The organism is Cellvibrio zantedeschiae (assembly GCF_014652535.1).
Taxonomy (GTDB): Bacteria; Pseudomonadota; Gammaproteobacteria; order Pseudomonadales; family Cellvibrionaceae; genus Cellvibrio; species Cellvibrio zantedeschiae.
In genome coordinates this window covers 1-16378 of the sequence record NZ_BMYZ01000006.1, presented here as the reverse complement: position 1 = coordinate 16378, position 16378 = coordinate 1, and the positions used below count along the sequence as shown (strand labels likewise).

Genomic DNA, 16378 nt, shown 5'->3' with positions numbered 1-16378 from the left:
CACGATGTATGGAACACCTACTTGACGAGACAAGAGGATGTGTTCGCGAGTTTGTGGCATTGGGCCGTCAGTTGCGCCGCATACCAAAATCGCGCCGTCCATTTGCGCAGCACCGGTGATCATGTTCTTCACATAGTCGGCGTGGCCTGGGCAGTCTACGTGCGCGTAGTGACGCACAGGTGAATCGTATTCAACGTGTGAGGTATTGATGGTAATACCGCGCTCACGCTCTTCCGGAGCATTGTCGATACCGTCAAATGCAACCGCTTTACCGCCCCATGCCTCTGAACATACGCGCGTTAACGCTGCAGTCAAAGTCGTTTTACCGTGGTCTACGTGACCGATGGTGCCTACGTTCACGTGCGGTTTGTTACGTTCAAATTTTTCTTTAGCCACTTTTCAGCTCCTCTAAAAGATTGGAATACGAATTTTACTCAGGATCGTGGTGGTGACCCGACCCACTTTTTGCAATCACTTCTTCAGCAACATTGCGCGGAGCTTCTGAATACTTCAAAAACTCCATTGTGTAGGTTGCGCGACCTTGCGTTGCTGAACGCAGAGAAGTTGCATAACCAAACATTTCCGCCAAAGGAACTTCAGCGTCAATTACTTTACCCATCGGGCTCTCATCCATACCCAGGATCAGGCCGCGACGGCGGTTCAAGTCACCCACTACATCACCCATATTGGCTTCCGGAGTAACAACCTCAACCTTCATGATCGGCTCAAGCAATACCGCACCGCCTTTTATGGCAAGCTTGCGGGTTGCCATAGAGGCAGCGATCTTAAATGCCATTTCGTTCGAGTCAACATCGTGATACGAACCGTCAAACACAGTTGCCTTCAAGCCCAGCAATGGATAGCCGGCGAGAACGCCGTTCTGCATTTGTTCTGCGATACCTTTTTGAATAGCCGGCACGTATTCTTTTGGAACCACGCCACCTACCAACTCGTTAACAAATTCCAAGCCTTCAGCGTTTTCATCAACGCCCGGCTCGAAGCGAATCCAGCAGTGACCGTATTGGCCGCGACCGCCAGACTGACGCACAAACTTACCTTCGATTTCACAAGTGTTACGAATGGCTTCACGGTAGGCCACTTGCGGCTTACCGATATTCGCCTCAACACTAAATTCGCGACGCATACGATCAACGATAATATCGAGATGCAACTCGCCCATGCCACCAATAATAGTCTGGCCGGTTTCTGGATCGGTTTTAACACGGAACGATGGATCTTCTTGCGCAAGCTTACCCAGCGCAACACCCATCTTTTCCTGATCAGCTTTGGTTTTTGGCTCCACCGCTACGTGAATCACAGGCTCCGGGAAATCCATACGCTCAAGCACGATCACATGATTCATGTCGCACAAGGTATCGCCGGTAGTGCAGTCTTTGAAGCCAATACCTGCAGCAATATCGCCAGCCAATACCTCTTTAATTTCGTCGCGCTCGTTCGCGTGCATTTGCACCATACGACCCACGCGCTCTCTCTTGCCTTTTACCGAGTTGAGAACGGTATCACCTGTTTGCAAGGTGCCGGAATACACACGGAAGAAGGTCAAGGTACCCACGAATGGGTCCGTAGCAATTTTGAAAGCCAGAGCAGCGAAAGGCTCGTCATCGCTCGCTTTACGAGTCGCGACAGTTTCACCGTCTTCAAGCACACCTTCAATCGCTTTAACTTCGGTTGGCGCCGGCAAGTAATCCACAACAGCGTCAAGCATCGCTTGTACACCCTTGTTCTTAAATGCCGAACCGCCAATCACAGGGATAATTTCGTTGGCAAGCGTGCGCGCACGAATACCTGCTTTAATTTCGTCTTCGGTCAACTCTTCGCCGCCGAGATATTTTTCCATCAACTCTTCGCTGGACTCAGCGGCAGACTCAATCAAGAACTCACGCATCTTTTCACATTGCGCAACCATATCCGCTGGGATTGGCTCGTAATTGAAAGTCATGCCTTGATCAGCTTCATTCCAGATGATGGCGCGCATTTTGACCAGATCAACAACGCCTTTGAAGTTTTCTTCGGAGCCTATTGTCATCTGCAGTGGAACAGCGGTAGCACCCAAGCGGGTTTTCAGCTGCTCAACAACGCGCATATAGTCCGCGCCGGTACGGTCCATCTTATTGACGAACACCAGGCGCGGAACTTCGTATTTGTTAGCTTGACGCCAAACTGTTTCAGTTTGTGGCTGAACACCTGAGGAGCCACACAAAACCACAACTGCACCATCCAGTACGCGCAAGGAGCGCTCTACTTCGATGGTGAAATCTACGTGTCCGGGAGTATCGATTACGTTAATGCGATGCTCTTCGAACTGAGCACTCATGCCCTTCCAGAAAGTGGTGACAGCAGCGGAGGTAATAGTAATACCGCGCTCTTGCTCTTGCACCATCCAGTCTGTTGTTGCTGCGCCGTTATGAACCTCACCAATTTTGTGAGTCAACCCGGTATAAAACAAAACACGTTCGGTGGTCGTCGTTTTACCCGCATCTACGTGCGCACAAATACCAATATTACGGTAACGTGAAATGGGAGTTTTACGGGCCATGACTACATGTCTCGAATTACGAATTCTTTAAAAGGCAAAGGCAGCGCAGCTGCCTTTGACCTATCAAGCAATGGAAGCGAACAACCGCTATTAGAAGCGGAAGTGCGAGAACGCCTTGTTAGCTTCAGCCATACGGTGAACGTCTTCACGCTTCTTAACCGCAGCACCTTTGCCTTGAGCAGCATCCATCAACTCACCAGCCAAACGAGCTGGCATTGATTTCTCACCGCGCTTGCGAGAGTAATCTACCAACCAACGCATAGCCAAAGCAGTACGACGAGACGCACGAACTTCAACTGGCACTTGGTAAGTTGCACCACCCACACGGCGAGATTTAACCTCAACCAGTGGAGCGATGTTTTCCAAAGCCTCATCGAACACTTCGAGCGGGTCGCGGTTCAATTTGGTTTTAACGATATCCATAGCGCCGTAAATAATACGTTCTGCTACTGATTTCTTACCACTGATCATCACGTGGTTCATAAATTTCGCCAGAGTAACGTTACCGAATTTTGGATCCGGTATCGTCTCGCGTTTGGCGACAACTCTTCTTCTTGGCATGTCAAAAGCCTCTTCTTCAGGAATTTTCCAAGACAACATTGGAAGCCAGATTGCTTCGAATTTGCTTGGCCTTACTCGGTGTAAACCGAAAACCTATTCGTCACTGCGAATAGCGTTGGCATATGAATGCCAATCCGCTATTACTTAGGACGCTTAGCACCGTATTTAGAACGACCTTGTCTACGCTTGGCAACACCAGAAGTATCCAGTGAACCACGTACAGTATGGTAACGAACACCTGGCAAGTCTTTAACACGACCACCACGAATCAATACAACACTGTGCTCTTGCAAGTTATGGCCTTCACCGCCGATATACGAAGACACTTCAAAGCCATTAGTCAAACGAACACGGCACACTTTACGCAATGCTGAGTTTGGCTTTTTAGGTGTAGTGGTATAAACGCGAGTGCAAACACCGCGTTTTTGCGGGTTACCTTGCAGAGCGGGAACATCGCTCTTGTCTACGATAAGTTTTCTTGGCTTACGAACCAACTGGTTGATCGTCGGCATGAAAACAAACTCCACAAATAATATGTCTTCTTTTGGAAGACCGGATTTAAAGAAAGCTGTCTTTACTCTTCGCTAAAATCCGACGTTTTAAACATCAAATTTTTAAAAAATAAAAGACTCACTTCCCACTTGGAAAAAGTGGGTGGCGCATTGTAAAGAGGTCACCCACCATCGTCAAGGAAAGCTGGCCTAAAAAACACGTAAAACCACTGAAAAAATAGGGTTGGCACTAAGCCAACCCTATTTCGCCAGCGAGCTGTTACGAATCAATCGAACCAACCCACCTTATGTTTTTGCGGTCTTATTCAGACCGCGCCGTCGCTTTGAAACGCTTATTCAGCGCTGGATCTCAAGGCCTCGGTCAATGCTGCTTCAACGTCTTCTGCGCTCACGCCACCGAAATCCTGGTTTTGTGCTTCTTCGCGACGACGCTTGCGGTCTGCGTGATACGCCAAACCGGTACCGGCTGGGATCAAACGACCTACTACCACGTTCTCTTTCAAGCCGCGCAAGCTATCTTTCTTACCAGTTACAGCCGCTTCGGTCAGAACGCGAGTTGTCTCTTGGAAAGACGCCGCCGAAATGAAAGATTCGGTTGCCAAAGACGCCTTGGTAATACCGAGCAATTGACGCTCGTATTGTGCCGGTTGACGATCTTCTGCACGCAGTTTTTCGTTTTCTTCCAACACCGCGGTGAATTCAACTTGCTCACCCTTAACGAAGCTGGAGTCACCCATGGTGGTGATTTCCACTTTGCGCAGCATTTGACGAACGATAGTTTCGATGTGCTTATCGTTAATCTTCACGCCTTGCAGACGATAAACGTCCTGGATTTCGTTAGTGATGTAGCGAGCCAAGGCCTCAACACCTTGCAGACGCAAAATGTCGTGCGGATTGCTTGGACCGTCAGATACAACTTCACCCTTGGCAACCATTTCACCTTCGAACACGGTCAATTGACGGTGCTTAGGAATGAGCACTTCGTAGTGAGTTGAGCCATCATCCAATACCTGACCGTCAGTTGGGGTGATGATCAAACGGCGCTTGCCTTTAGTTTCTTTACCGAAGCTCACGGTACCGCTGATTTCAGCCAAAATTGACGGCTCTTTTGGACGACGCGCTTCGAACAAGTCAGCAACGCGCGGCAGACCACCGGTGATGTCACGGGTCTTCGAACCTTCTTGTGGGATACGCGCAATAATATCGCCCACGTTGATGATGTCGCCGTTGTTAATGCTCAAAATCGCTTTCGCAGGCAACATGTAGTGCGCAGGTACGTTGGTGTTCGCAAGGAACAACTCTTTACCTTTCGCATCAACCAAAGTTACCGCTGGACGCAAATCTTTACCGGCAGATGGACGCTCGGCTGGATCGAGAATTTCGATAGAGCTCAAACCGGTCAATTCGTCTGTTTGACGACGAATCGACAGACCGTCTTCCATACCAGAGAAAGCTACAGTACCCGCCACTTCCGATACGATCGGGTGGGTGTGCGGATCCCATTTCGCGATAATTTGACCGCCTTTAACAGCTTCGCCATCTTTAACGGTGATCAAAGCACCGTAAGGAATCTTGTAACGCTCACGCTCACGACCACTGCTGTCGGCAATTGCCAACTCGCCTGAACGCGAAACCGCTACCAAGTTGCCCGCTGGATTGCTAACAACTTTAACGTTGAGCAAGCGAACATTACCTTCTTGCTTAACTTGTACAGAGTCAGCCGCTGACGCTCTTGATGCCGCACCACCGATGTGGAAGGTACGCATGGTCAACTGGGTGCCAGGCTCACCGATTGATTGTGCAGCGATAACGCCCACAGCTTCACCGGCGTTAACACGGTGACCACGAGCCAAATCACGGCCGTAACACATAGAACAGATACCATTGCGCGCATCACAAGTGATGGGCGAACGCACGAGAACTTCGTCGATACCCATAGCTTCTACGCGCTCAACCCAGGCTTCGTCGATCATGGTGCCAGCTGGAACCAAGATTTCGTCAGAGCCAGGACGGATTACATCGCGTGCAACCACACGACCGAGGATACGGTCACCCAAAGATTCGATTACGTCACCACCTTCGATTACCGGCGACATGGTCAAACCTTCATCAGTGCCACAATCTTGCATGGTCACAACGAGGTCTTGCGCAACGTCTACCAAACGACGAGTCAAGTAACCGGAGTTCGCGGTTTTCAGAGCGGTATCCGCCAAACCTTTACGCGCACCGTGGGTAGAAATAAAGTACTGGAGTACGTTCAAGCCTTCACGGAAGTTCGCCTTAATTGGGGTCTCGATGATCGAACCATCTGGACGCGCCATCAAACCACGCATACCGGCCAACTGACGGATCTGGGCGGGCGAACCACGCGCACCTGAGTCGGCGTACATAAATACGGAGTTGAATGACGGTTGCAATTCTTCATTGCCTTCGCGATTGATAACGGACTCTTTCGAGATACCTTCCATCATCGCCTTAGCCACCAAGTCATTGGCACGCGACCAAATATCGATAACCTTGTTGTATTTCTCGCCTTGCGTTACCAAACCTGAAGCATATTGAGTTTCGATCTCTTTCACTTCAGCGTCGGCGCGGGCAATAATTTCTGCTTTAGCAGCAGGAATCGTAAAATCGTTTACACCGATAGATGAACCTGAACGAGTTGAGAACTCATAACCGGTGTACATCAAACGGTCGGCAAAAATAACGGTAGACTTCAAACCTACTACGCGGTAGCAGTAGTTGATGGCTGCCGAAATCGCCTTTTTAACCATCGGACGGTTGATCATTTCCAGTGGCATACCTGGTGGGCAAATATCCCACAACAGGGTACGACCAACGGTAGTATCAACAATTTTGGTTTCAGCAGTGCGCTCGCCTTCTGCACCAATCAAGGTCTCGGTCAAACGCACTTTGATGCGCGCTTGCAAGTCAACTTGTTTGGAGTAATAGGCACGTGAAACTTCAGCGATATCCGCAAACACCATACCTTCACCGCGCGCGTTTACGCGATCACGGGTCATCCAGTACAAGCCCAATACCACGTCCTGCGAAGGAACGATAACAGGCTCACCTGACGCTGGAGACAGGATGTTGTTGGTAGACATCATCAATGCACGCGCTTCCAACTGAGCTTCAATAGTCAGTGGAACGTGAACCGCCATTTGGTCACCGTCGAAGTCCGCGTTGTATGCAGAACAAACGAGTGGGTGCAATTGGATCGCTTTACCTTCAATTAGTACAGGTTCAAACGCCTGAATACCGAGACGGTGGAGGGTTGGTGCACGGTTCAATAATACGGGGTGTTCGCGAATCACTTCGTCCAGGATATCCCAAACGACAGCTTCTTCACGCTCAACCATTTTCTTGGCTGCTTTGATGGTAGTCGCCAAGCCACGCAATTCGAGCTTGCTGAAAATAAATGGCTTGAACAATTCCAGCGCCATTTTCTTCGGCAGACCGCACTGATGCAGACGAAGGGTTGGACCTACCACGATTACCGAACGGCCAGAGTAGTCAACACGTTTACCGAGCAAGTTCTGACGGAAACGACCTTGCTTACCTTTGATCATGTCAGCCAAAGATTTCAATGGACGCTTGTTAGAACCAGTGATCGCACGACCACGACGACCGTTGTCGAGCAATGCGTCCACAGACTCTTGCAACATACGCTTTTCGTTGCGCACGATGATGTCTGGAGCACTCAAGTCCAACAGACGCTTCAAGCGGTTGTTACGGTTGATCACGCGACGGTATAAATCGTTCAAGTCAGAAGTCGCAAAACGACCACCGTCCAGAGGAACCAATGGACGCAAATCGGGCGGCAATACCGGCAATACTTCCATAACCATCCACTCAGGCTTGTTGCCAGAGAAATGGAAGGCTTCCAAGAGCTTCAAGCGCTTGGAGTATTTCTTAATTTTGGTTTCGCTGGTGGTGTTCGGGATTTCTTCGCGCAGGCGTTGAACTTCCGCTTCCAGATCGATGCCACGCATTAATGCCTGGATAGCTTCAGCACCCATTTTGGCTTCGAACTCATCACCGAATTCTTCCATCGCATCGAAGTATTGCTCGTCAGTCAGCAATTGGCCGCGCTCAAGCGTGGTCATACCTGGCTCAGTCACTACGTAGCTTTCAAAGTAAAGTACGCGCTCGATATCACGCAAAGTCATATCCAACAGCAAACCAATACGGCTCGGAAGTGACTTCAGGAACCAGATATGTGCAACCGGGCTAGCCAATTCGATGTGGCCCATACGCTCACGGCGAACTTTCGCCAAGGTAACTTCTACGCCGCACTTTTCGCAGATAATGCCGCGGTGCTTCATGCGCTTGTACTTACCGCACAAGCATTCGTAATCTTTTACTGGACCAAAAATCTTGGCGCAGAACAAACCTTCACGCTCAGGCTTGAAGGTACGGTAGTTGATGGTTTCCGGCTTTTTAACTTCGCCGAATGACCATGAACGAATCATTTCAGGTGATGCAAGGCTAATGCGGATTGCGTCGAATTCTTCGACTTGTCCCTGGGACTTCAACAGATTCAATAAGTCTTTCAAGGCAATTTCTCCAGTATGCTCCGATGGGTATCGATGAGCGTCGTTAAATACTTATCACTATGGTGCTGCGTTTAACTGGGGCACCCTCTAACTTTATTTAGGGGGCACCCCACAGGTTTTGAACAGGGCGATTAATCGTCTTGCTCAAGCTCCATATTGATACCCAAGGAGCGGATTTCTTTAACCAGTACGTTGAAGGATTCTGGCATGCCAGGTTCCATACGGTGATCGCCGTCCACAATGTTTTTGTACATTTTGGTACGACCCGCAACGTCGTCCGACTTAACAGTAAGCATTTCTTGCAGGGTGTATGCAGCACCGTAAGCTTCCAGTGCCCACACTTCCATCTCCCCGAAGCGTTGACCACCGAACTGGGCTTTACCACCCAACGGCTGTTGCGTAACCAGACTGTAAGAACCGGTAGAACGGGCGTGCATTTTGTCGTCGACCAAGTGGTTCAACTTCAGCATGTACATGTATCCTACGGTTACTGGACGAGTGAATTGATCACCAGTACGGCCGTCGAACAATACGGTTTGACCGGTATCAGACAAGCCAGCCAAGCGCAACAAGGCTTTGATTTCGTGCTCTTTGGCACCGTCAAATACTGGCGTTGCCATAGGCACACCGCCAACCAGGTTGTTCGCCAAGTCGAGAATTTCTTTGTCATTAAATGACTTCAGATCTTCTTTCGCGGCTACATCACCAGTCTCGTTGTAAATCTCTTCAAGGAACGCGCGGATATCAGCAACAGCCTTTTGCTCTTCGAGCAGCTTGTTGATCTTCACGCCCAAGCCTTTGGCCGCCATACCCAAGTGCATTTCCAACACCTGACCCACGTTCATACGTGAAGGTACGCCGAGCGGGTTAAGAACTATATCTACAGTTTCGCCGTTTTCGTCGTAAGGCATATCTTCAACCGGCATAATTACCGAGATAACCCCTTTGTTACCGTGACGACCGGCCATCTTGTCACCCGGTTGGATACGACGCTTGATAGCGAGGTAAACCTTAACGATTTTCAGCACGCCTGGCGCCAAATCATCACCGGTAGACAACTTGCGTTTCTTGTCTTCAAAACGTTCGTCAAGCACTTTGCGACGCTCAGCCAACTGCTCTTCTGCACGATCGATCTGCTCATTGAGCGCATCTTCGTTCATGCGGATTTTGAACCATTGATCTTTCTCAACGGTGTCCAACATCTCGTTGGTCAAAACATCGCCTTTCTTCAAGCCTTTGCCTGAAGCGACAACTTGACCCAACAAAGCTGCACGCAGACGCTCAAGGGTCGCGGCTTCCATGATGCGGAACTCTTCGTTGAGGTTCTTGCGAACTTCGTCGAGTTGCGATTTTTCAATTTCCAAACTGCGTTGATCTTTCTCAAGACCATCGCGGGTGAAAACCTGTACGTCGATAACAGTACCTTTTGTGCTTGAAGGCACACGCAAGGACGTATCTTTAACGTCAGACGCTTTCTCACCGAAGATTGCGCGCAACAACTTCTCTTCTGGAGTCAATTGGGTTTCGCCTTTCGGAGTTACCTTACCAACCAGAATGTCGCCGCCAACAACTTCAGCACCAATGTAAACAATACCTGATTCATCCAACTTGCCGAGTGCGCTCTCGCCCACGTTCGGGATATCAGCGGTGATTTCTTCGCTGCCCAACTTGGTGTCACGCGCAATACAGGTCAATTCCTGGATGTGAATGGTGGTGAAACGGTCTTCTTGAACTACGCGCTCAGATACCAGGATCGAGTCCTCGAAGTTGTAACCATTCCACGGCATAAACGCGATACGCATGTTTTGGCCAAGCGCCAATTCACCCATGTCAACAGAAGGACCGTCAGCCAAAATGTCACCGCGAGAAACCACATCGCCAATGTTTACGATTGGGCGCTGGTTAATACAGGTGTTTTGGTTCGAACGGGTGTATTTGGTCAGGTTGTAGATATCCACACCTGCGTCACCCGCCTGAACTTCGGCATCGTGAACTTTAATTACGATACGGCCAGCGTCAACTTTATCCACTACACCGCCATGCTTAGCTACAACACACACACCTGAGTCGGCGGCTACGTTGCGCTCCATACCAGTACCAACCAATGGCTTCTGTGAGCGCAAAGTTGGAACAGCTTGACGTTGCATGTTTGAACCCATCAATGCGCGGTTCGCATCGTCGTGTTCAAGGAACGGGATCAAAGAAGCCGCTACAGACACAACCTGACGCGCCGATACGTCCATATATTGAACGTCGGCCGCTGGTTTCAGGGCGAATTCGTTCAAGTGACGTACAGACACCAACTCTTCAGTCAGATTGCCTTTTTCATCCAAAGTTGCCGATGCCTGAGCAATTACGTATTCAGACTCGTTAATTGCAGACAAGAAATCGATATCGTTGGTTACTTTGCCATTGATCACACGACGGTATGGACTCTCAAGGAAGCCATAGTTGTTAGTGCGGGCATAGGTAGCCAAAGAGTTGATCAAACCAATGTTCGGACCTTCAGGAGTTTCGATTGGGCATACACGACCATAGTGAGTCGGGTGTACGTCACGAACCTCGAAGCCTGCACGCTCACGCGTCAAGCCACCTGGGCCGAGGGCAGAAACACGACGCTTGTGCGTAATTTCTGACAATGGGTTGTTTTGATCCATAAATTGCGAGAGCTGTGAAGAACCGAAGAATTCTTTCACGGCTGCTGCAACGGGTTTGGCGTTGATCAAGTCTTGTGGCATCAAACCTTCACTTTCTGCCATAGACAAGCGCTCTTTAACCGCGCGCTCAACACGAACCAAACCAACACGGAATTGGTTTTCTGCCATCTCGCCTACAGAACGTACACGACGGTTACCCAAGTGGTCGATATCGTCCACTACGCCTTTACCGTTACGGATAGCGATCAGGGTCTTCATTACGTCAACGATATCGTCGTTCGACAAAGTACCTTCGCCAGTTTCGGCTTCACGACCCAAACGACGGTTGAACTTCATACGACCTACCGCTGACAAGTCGTAACGCTCTTGCGAGAAGAACAGGTTTTGGAACAAAGCTTCAGCAGATTCTTTGGTTGGCGGCTCGCCTGGACGCATCATGCGGTAGATTTCTACCAATGATTCCAACGCAGTGCGAGTTGGGTCAACGCGCAAGGTTTCTGACATAAATGGACCGCAGTCCAATTCGTTGGTGTAGAGAGTTTCAATTTTCTCAACGCCAGCCGCAGCCAACTTGCCCAAAGCATCAACAGTAATTTCGGTGTTACATTCGAACAGCATCTCGCCAGTGCGAGTGTCGATCACGTCTTTCGCCAATGAACGGCCCAACAGGTATTCTGCTGGCACTTCCATTTTATCAACGCCAGCTTTTTCCAACTGACGGATATGGCGCGCAGTGATACGACGACCTTCTTCGATGATTACATTGCCCTTGCCATCTTTGATGTCAAAAGTAGCAACGTCACCACGCAAACGCGATGGAACCACATCATGAATAAATTGGCCGTTTTCACCCAGGGAGAAGCTGCTGGTTTCGAAGAACATTTCCAGCATTTGTTGCGAGCTAAAGCCCAGTGCGCGCAACAGAATAGTTGCGGGCAACTTACGGCGACGGTCGATACGAACGTACAACAAATCTTTCGGATCGAATTCGAAATCCAACCATGAACCACGGTAAGGAATAATACGCGCGGAATACAGGAGCTTGCCTGATGAATGGGTCTTGCCCTTATCGTGGTCGAAGAACACACCAGGTGAACGGTGCAACTGGGATACGATCACACGCTCAGTACCGTTGATTACAAAGGTACCGTTATCGGTCATGAGCGGAATTTCGCCCATGTACACTTCTTGTTCTTTAATGTCTTTAATCGCTTTGTTAGAAGATTCGCGATCGTAAATGATCAAGCGAACTTTAACGCGCAGGGGTACAGCGTAGGTTACGCCGCGCAAAATACATTCGTTAACATCGAATGCTGCTTTGCCGAGGTTGTAGCTAACATATTCAAGTGCTGCGTTACCTGAATAGCTGACGATTGGAAATACAGAGCGGAACGCTGCATGCAAACCCATATCTTCACGTTTGCCAGGAGCATTATCTGCCTGGGTAAATTTTCTGTAGGAGTCCAGCTGAATTGCCAAAAGATAAGGCACATCCATTACGTGCGGCAACTTGCCAAAATCCTTGCGGATACGTTTTTTCTCAGTATATGAGTAAGCCATCTGTATTCCCCAGCTTGTTCGCGGATCGGGCTTGATCAGCCATTGAAACGACTCGATAAATCGTCTCTTCTTAAACTCAATAAACGTCAACTTGATTTAACGTTTGTGCCATTGGCACATGCGGCTCACTCACCGCTTGCCATCCCTTGCAGCCCTTACTTCAGCAGCACGAATTCCGAAAACGGAAAAAGGCTGGCAGGCAAACGCCCACCAGCCTCGTGTCCAATGCAGTAAAAGGACCCTGTAGCATGCGCAGAATTATTTCAATTCTACAACAGCGCCAGCTTCTTCCAATTTTGCTTTGGCAGCTTCAGCGTCAGCTTTAGAAGCAGCTTCTTTAACTGCTTTTGGAGCTGCTTCAACCAAGTCTTTAGCTTCTTTCAAGCCCAAGCCAGTGATTTCGCGAACTGCTTTAATTACGTTAACTTTCTTGTCGCCTACAGAAGACAGGATTACGTCGAATTCTGTTTGCTCTTCAGCAGCAGCGGCAGCTGGACCTGCAGCAACAGCTACAGCAGCAGCAGCGCTAACGCCGAATTTTTCTTCCATTGCAGATACCAACTCAACAACGTCTTTTACAGACATTTCTGCGATGGCATTGATGATATCGTCTTTAGTCAGAGACATGTCTCAATTCCTATATTGGGAGCCTTTGGCTCAAAATTAATCTAAATGAAGCTGTAATCGAAGTGATTAAGCTGCTTGTTTCTTGTCGCCAACGGCCGCAATACAGCGAACCAGTTTGCCAGCGGCTGCTTCTTTCATTGTACGCATCAGGCGAGCAATAGCTTCTTCGTAAGTTGGCAAGGTAGCCAATACAGCGATGCTTACTTTTTCACCTTCAAAAGCGGCAGCTTTCAATTCAAACTTGTCGTTCTCACGCGCGAAGTCCTGGAGGATGCGAGCACCCGCTCCTGGATGTTGCGTTGAGAAAGCGATCAAGGATGGACCTACGAAACTGTCTGCGAGACATTCGTAAGCTGTGCCTTGTACAGCGCGACGGGCCAAAGTGTTGCGGACTACCTGAATAGATACGCCTGCTTCACGAGCCTGCTTGCGCAGAGCGGTCATTTTACCTACGGTAACGCCACGGGAATCCGCAACTACCGCAGACAACGCACTCTTAGCAGCTTCATGGACTTCAGCGACAATCGCTTTTTTACCATCAAGTCCTAGTGCCACGGGATTTCTCCTGTTGTGATAACCCAGAGGTTATCGTTGTCTATAAGTTTTAAACCAAAGTCCAAAACCCTAATTCGGTGATTTCATTCAAGCACTCGTAGAGTGCTGAGTTGGGCCACCATCTGCGTAGGCTTGTTGGATTAAGTCACTTAGCTGAGAACAACCAGCGACACCTACGGTCTTTGACGGCCCGCTCTGCTAATGCAGGCGAACCCCAAAGTTCGTTTTCATCTCAGCAGAATTAAACTACCAAAGATGATTGATCAATTACCAAGCCTGGACCCATGGTGGTGCTCAAAGCGATACGCTTCAAGTAAACACCTTTAGAGGTAGATGGCTTGGATTTTTTCAGGTCAGCAATCAAGGCTTCCAAGTTTTCTTTGATAGCTACAGCATCAAAAGAAACTTTACCGATACCGCCATGAACGATACCGCCTTTCTCTGCACGGTAACGCACTTGACCTGCTTTAGCATTCTTAACAGCAGTAACAACATCTGGAGTTACTGTGCCAGTTTTTGGGTTAGGCATAAGGCCACGTGGACCGAGCACTTGACCCAATTGACCCACAACGCGCATTGCGTCCGGGCTGGCGATAACTACGTCGAAGTCCATACGACCGCCTTTAATTTCAGCAGCCAACTCGTCCATACCTACCAATTCAGCACCAGCTGCTTTAGCAGCTTCAGCGTTTGCACCCTGGGTGAACACTGCTACGCGAACGTCTTTACCATTGCCGTGTGGCAGAGTAGTAGCACCGCGAACTGATTGGTCAGATTTACGTGGATCAATACCAAGATTGATTGAAACGTCGAAAGTTTCAGCGAATTTAACGGTTGACAGCTCTTTCAACAAAGCCACAGCTTCTTCGATGCTGTACTGCTTGCCGGCTTCAACTTTTGCATTAATAGCGCGTTGACGCTTGGATAACTTGGCCATCTTACACGCCCTCCACTTCAAGACCCATTGAACGAGCAGAACCCGCAATGGTACGTACAGCTGCATCCAAACTTGCTGCAGTCAAGTCAGCTTCTTTGGTTTTAGCAATTTCTTCCAATTGAGCACGAGTTACTGTGCCTACTTTTTGAGTATTTGGACGGCCGCTACCGCTCTTGATGCCAGCTGCCTTCTTCAACAAGAAAGAAGCAGGAGGAGTCTTCATCACGAAGGTGAAGCTACGGTCGCTGTATACGCTGATGATTACTGGAACCGGTGCACCAACTTCCATACCCTGGGTTTGGGCGTTGAATGCTTTACAGAATTCCATGATGTTCACACCGTGCTGACCCAATGCTGGACCAACTGGTGGAGATGGGTTTGCTTTGCCCGCTGCAACTTGCAGCTTAACGTAGGCGGTTACCTTCTTTGCCATTGTAGTACTCCCCTTTGGGTGTTAGCGCCTCCAAGATACCGGCTAAGCATCTCTTCTCAGGCTCCCCTCTCTAGCGCCCAAAACCCAATATAGGAATTGCAAACGTTAGAGATGCGAAAACCCCTCTCTGCAAAAAAGCAAAGAGGGGCGATAAAAAAATCTATTTAGGTCTTTTCTACTTGACCAAATTCCAGTTCGACCGGCGTCGATCGACCGAAAATAAGTACCGCTACACGCAGACGATTCTTATCATAATTAACTTCTTCAACAACACCATTAAAGTCGTTGAAAGGACCATCGGTAACACGAACCATTTCACCCGGCTCGAAGATGGTTTTTGGTTTTGGTTTCTCAATTGAGTCATCCACACGGCGCAGAATAGCTTCAGCTTCTTTCTCCGTGATTGGCGCTGGCTGGTCAGCCTTGCCACCAATAAAACCCATTACTCTTGGGGTGTCTTTTACCAAGTGCCAAGTATCGTCATTGAGCTCCATTTGAACCAAGACGTAACCTGGGAAAAACTTTCTTTCGCTTTTGCGTTTTTGACCGCCGCGCATTTCAACAACTTCTTCAGTGGGAACTAAAATCTCACCAAAGCTTTCTTCCATGCCATGTAATGCAACGCGATCTTTTAAAGAGGCGGCTACTTTTTTCTCATAGCCTGAATAGGCATGAACAACGTACCAACGCTTTGCCATTTCAACTTATCCTATGATTTTTGAAGCCACAAAACCCAACATGGTATCCAATGCCCACAACACCAGGGACATAAACAGAACCACGACAACAACAATCAATGTTGTTTGATTGGTTTCTTGACGCGTAGGCCATACAACCTTACGCAATTCAACAACTGAACCCTGAATCAAAGACCAAAGACCAGCACCTTTTTCAGTGTTATAAGCAACGAACAATGCAACCGCAGTAAGAGCAATCAACGCCAATGCACGATAGAACAATGGCTGCGCAGAAAAATGAGAATTTCCGAAAATACCAAGAGCAACCAATGCAGCAACAACAGCCCATTTGGCAAAATCCAGGCGGTACTCTTTTTCTTCAGACTTAATATTCATAAGACGCAGAAACTCTTTACGCACGCTTGCAAAAAATATGGCAGGCCAGGACGGGGTCGAACCGCCAACACCCGGTTTTGGAGACCGGTGCTCTACCAATTGAACTACTGGCCTGTATTTGAAGGGGTGGCACTATACCACCCCTGACAACTAATTACTGAATGATTTTGGCAACAACACCAGCACCAACAGTACGACCACCTTCACGGATAGCGAAGCGCAAGCCTTCTTCCATCGCAATCGGGTGAATCAAGGTAACGTTCATTTGAATGTTGTCACCTGGCATTACCATTTCTACGCCTTCTGGCAATTCAACAGCACCAGTTACGTCAGTGGTACGGAAGTAG

The 16378-nt window shown here is 48.9% G+C and carries 13 protein-coding genes and 1 tRNA gene; all 14 read right to left on the bottom strand.

All coding sequences use genetic code 11. The features are described from left to right. Window positions 1-396: GTP-binding protein (locus IE104_RS18865; RefSeq protein WP_229838174.1), on the bottom strand; the 396-nt coding region annotated here is incomplete at its 3' end. A gap of 34 nt (window positions 397-430) precedes the next feature. Then, window positions 431-2557 (bottom strand): elongation factor G, encoded by a 2127-nt coding sequence (fusA, locus tag IE104_RS18860; RefSeq protein WP_189421465.1) that lies wholly within the window; start codon window positions 2555-2557, stop codon window positions 431-433. Between the two features lie 90 nt (window positions 2558-2647). Further along, complete coding sequence (rpsG, locus tag IE104_RS18855) at window positions 2648-3118, bottom strand: 30S ribosomal protein S7 (RefSeq protein ID WP_189421463.1); 471 nt, start codon at window positions 3116-3118, stop codon at window positions 2648-2650. 140 nt (window positions 3119-3258) lie between these two features. After that, window positions 3259-3630: a 30S ribosomal protein S12 gene (gene rpsL, locus IE104_RS18850; RefSeq protein WP_189421461.1), complete on the bottom strand. Its 372-nt coding sequence runs from the start codon at window positions 3628-3630 to the stop codon at window positions 3259-3261. 332 nt (window positions 3631-3962) lie between these two features. Continuing rightward, window positions 3963-8189, bottom strand: a complete 4227-nt coding sequence (rpoC, locus tag IE104_RS18845; protein ID WP_189421459.1) for a DNA-directed RNA polymerase subunit beta' — start codon at window positions 8187-8189, stop codon at window positions 3963-3965. A gap of 131 nt (window positions 8190-8320) precedes the next feature. Then, the gene (rpoB, locus tag IE104_RS18840; protein WP_189421458.1) at window positions 8321-12406 is read right to left on the bottom strand and encodes a DNA-directed RNA polymerase subunit beta; all 4086 of its coding nucleotides are present in this window, start codon (window positions 12404-12406) and stop codon (window positions 8321-8323) included. Window positions 12407-12664: 258 nt separating this feature from the next. Next, window positions 12665-13033 carry a 50S ribosomal protein L7/L12 gene (rplL, locus tag IE104_RS18835; RefSeq protein WP_189421456.1) on the bottom strand — a complete coding sequence of 123 codons (369 nt, stop codon included), beginning with the start codon at window positions 13031-13033 and terminating at the stop codon, window positions 12665-12667. A 66-nt stretch (window positions 13034-13099) separates the two neighbouring features. Then, the gene (gene rplJ / locus IE104_RS18830) at window positions 13100-13588 is read right to left on the bottom strand and encodes a 50S ribosomal protein L10 (protein WP_189421454.1); all 489 of its coding nucleotides are present in this window, start codon (window positions 13586-13588) and stop codon (window positions 13100-13102) included. 241 nt (window positions 13589-13829) lie between these two features. Continuing rightward, window positions 13830-14525 (bottom strand): 50S ribosomal protein L1, encoded by a 696-nt coding sequence (gene rplA / locus IE104_RS18825; protein WP_189421452.1) that lies wholly within the window; start codon window positions 14523-14525, stop codon window positions 13830-13832. Between the two features lies 1 nt (window position 14526). Beyond that, on the bottom strand, window positions 14527-14958 hold the full coding sequence (rplK, locus tag IE104_RS18820; protein ID WP_189421450.1) for a 50S ribosomal protein L11: 432 nt from the start codon (window positions 14956-14958) through the stop codon (window positions 14527-14529). A 164-nt stretch (window positions 14959-15122) separates the two neighbouring features. Then, entirely contained in the window at window positions 15123-15656 is a 534-nt protein-coding gene (nusG, locus tag IE104_RS18815) for a transcription termination/antitermination protein NusG (protein WP_189421448.1), read from the bottom strand. A gap of 6 nt (window positions 15657-15662) precedes the next feature. Further along, window positions 15663-16031 carry a preprotein translocase subunit SecE gene (gene secE, locus IE104_RS18810; protein ID WP_189421446.1) on the bottom strand — a complete coding sequence of 123 codons (369 nt, stop codon included), beginning with the start codon at window positions 16029-16031 and terminating at the stop codon, window positions 15663-15665. 38 nt (window positions 16032-16069) lie between these two features. Next, window positions 16070-16145, bottom strand: a tRNA-Trp gene (locus tag IE104_RS18805). A gap of 40 nt (window positions 16146-16185) precedes the next feature. Continuing rightward, window positions 16186-16378: EF-Tu C-terminal domain-related protein (locus tag IE104_RS18800; RefSeq protein ID WP_505661116.1), on the bottom strand; the 193-nt coding region annotated here is incomplete at its 5' end.

Coding starts and splice junctions, on each gene's coding strand:
- fusA (WP_189421465.1), bottom strand. CDS start 2,557: ATGGCCCGTAAAACTCCCATTTCACGTTACCGTAATATTGGTATTTGT.
- rpsG (WP_189421463.1), bottom strand. CDS start 3,118: ATGCCAAGAAGAAGAGTTGTCGCCAAACGCGAGACGATACCGGATCCA.
- rpsL (WP_189421461.1), bottom strand. CDS start 3,630: ATGCCGACGATCAACCAGTTGGTTCGTAAGCCAAGAAAACTTATCGTA.
- rpoB (WP_189421458.1), bottom strand. CDS start 12,406: ATGGCTTACTCATATACTGAGAAAAAACGTATCCGCAAGGATTTTGGC.
- rplL (WP_189421456.1), bottom strand. CDS start 13,033: ATGTCTCTGACTAAAGACGATATCATCAATGCCATCGCAGAAATGTCT.
- rplA (WP_189421452.1), bottom strand. CDS start 14,525: ATGGCCAAGTTATCCAAGCGTCAACGCGCTATTAATGCAAAAGTTGAA.
- rplK (WP_189421450.1), bottom strand. CDS start 14,958: ATGGCAAAGAAGGTAACCGCCTACGTTAAGCTGCAAGTTGCAGCGGGC.
- nusG (WP_189421448.1), bottom strand. CDS start 15,656: ATGGCAAAGCGTTGGTACGTTGTTCATGCCTATTCAGGCTATGAGAAA.
- secE (WP_189421446.1), bottom strand. CDS start 16,031: ATGAATATTAAGTCTGAAGAAAAAGAGTACCGCCTGGATTTTGCCAAA.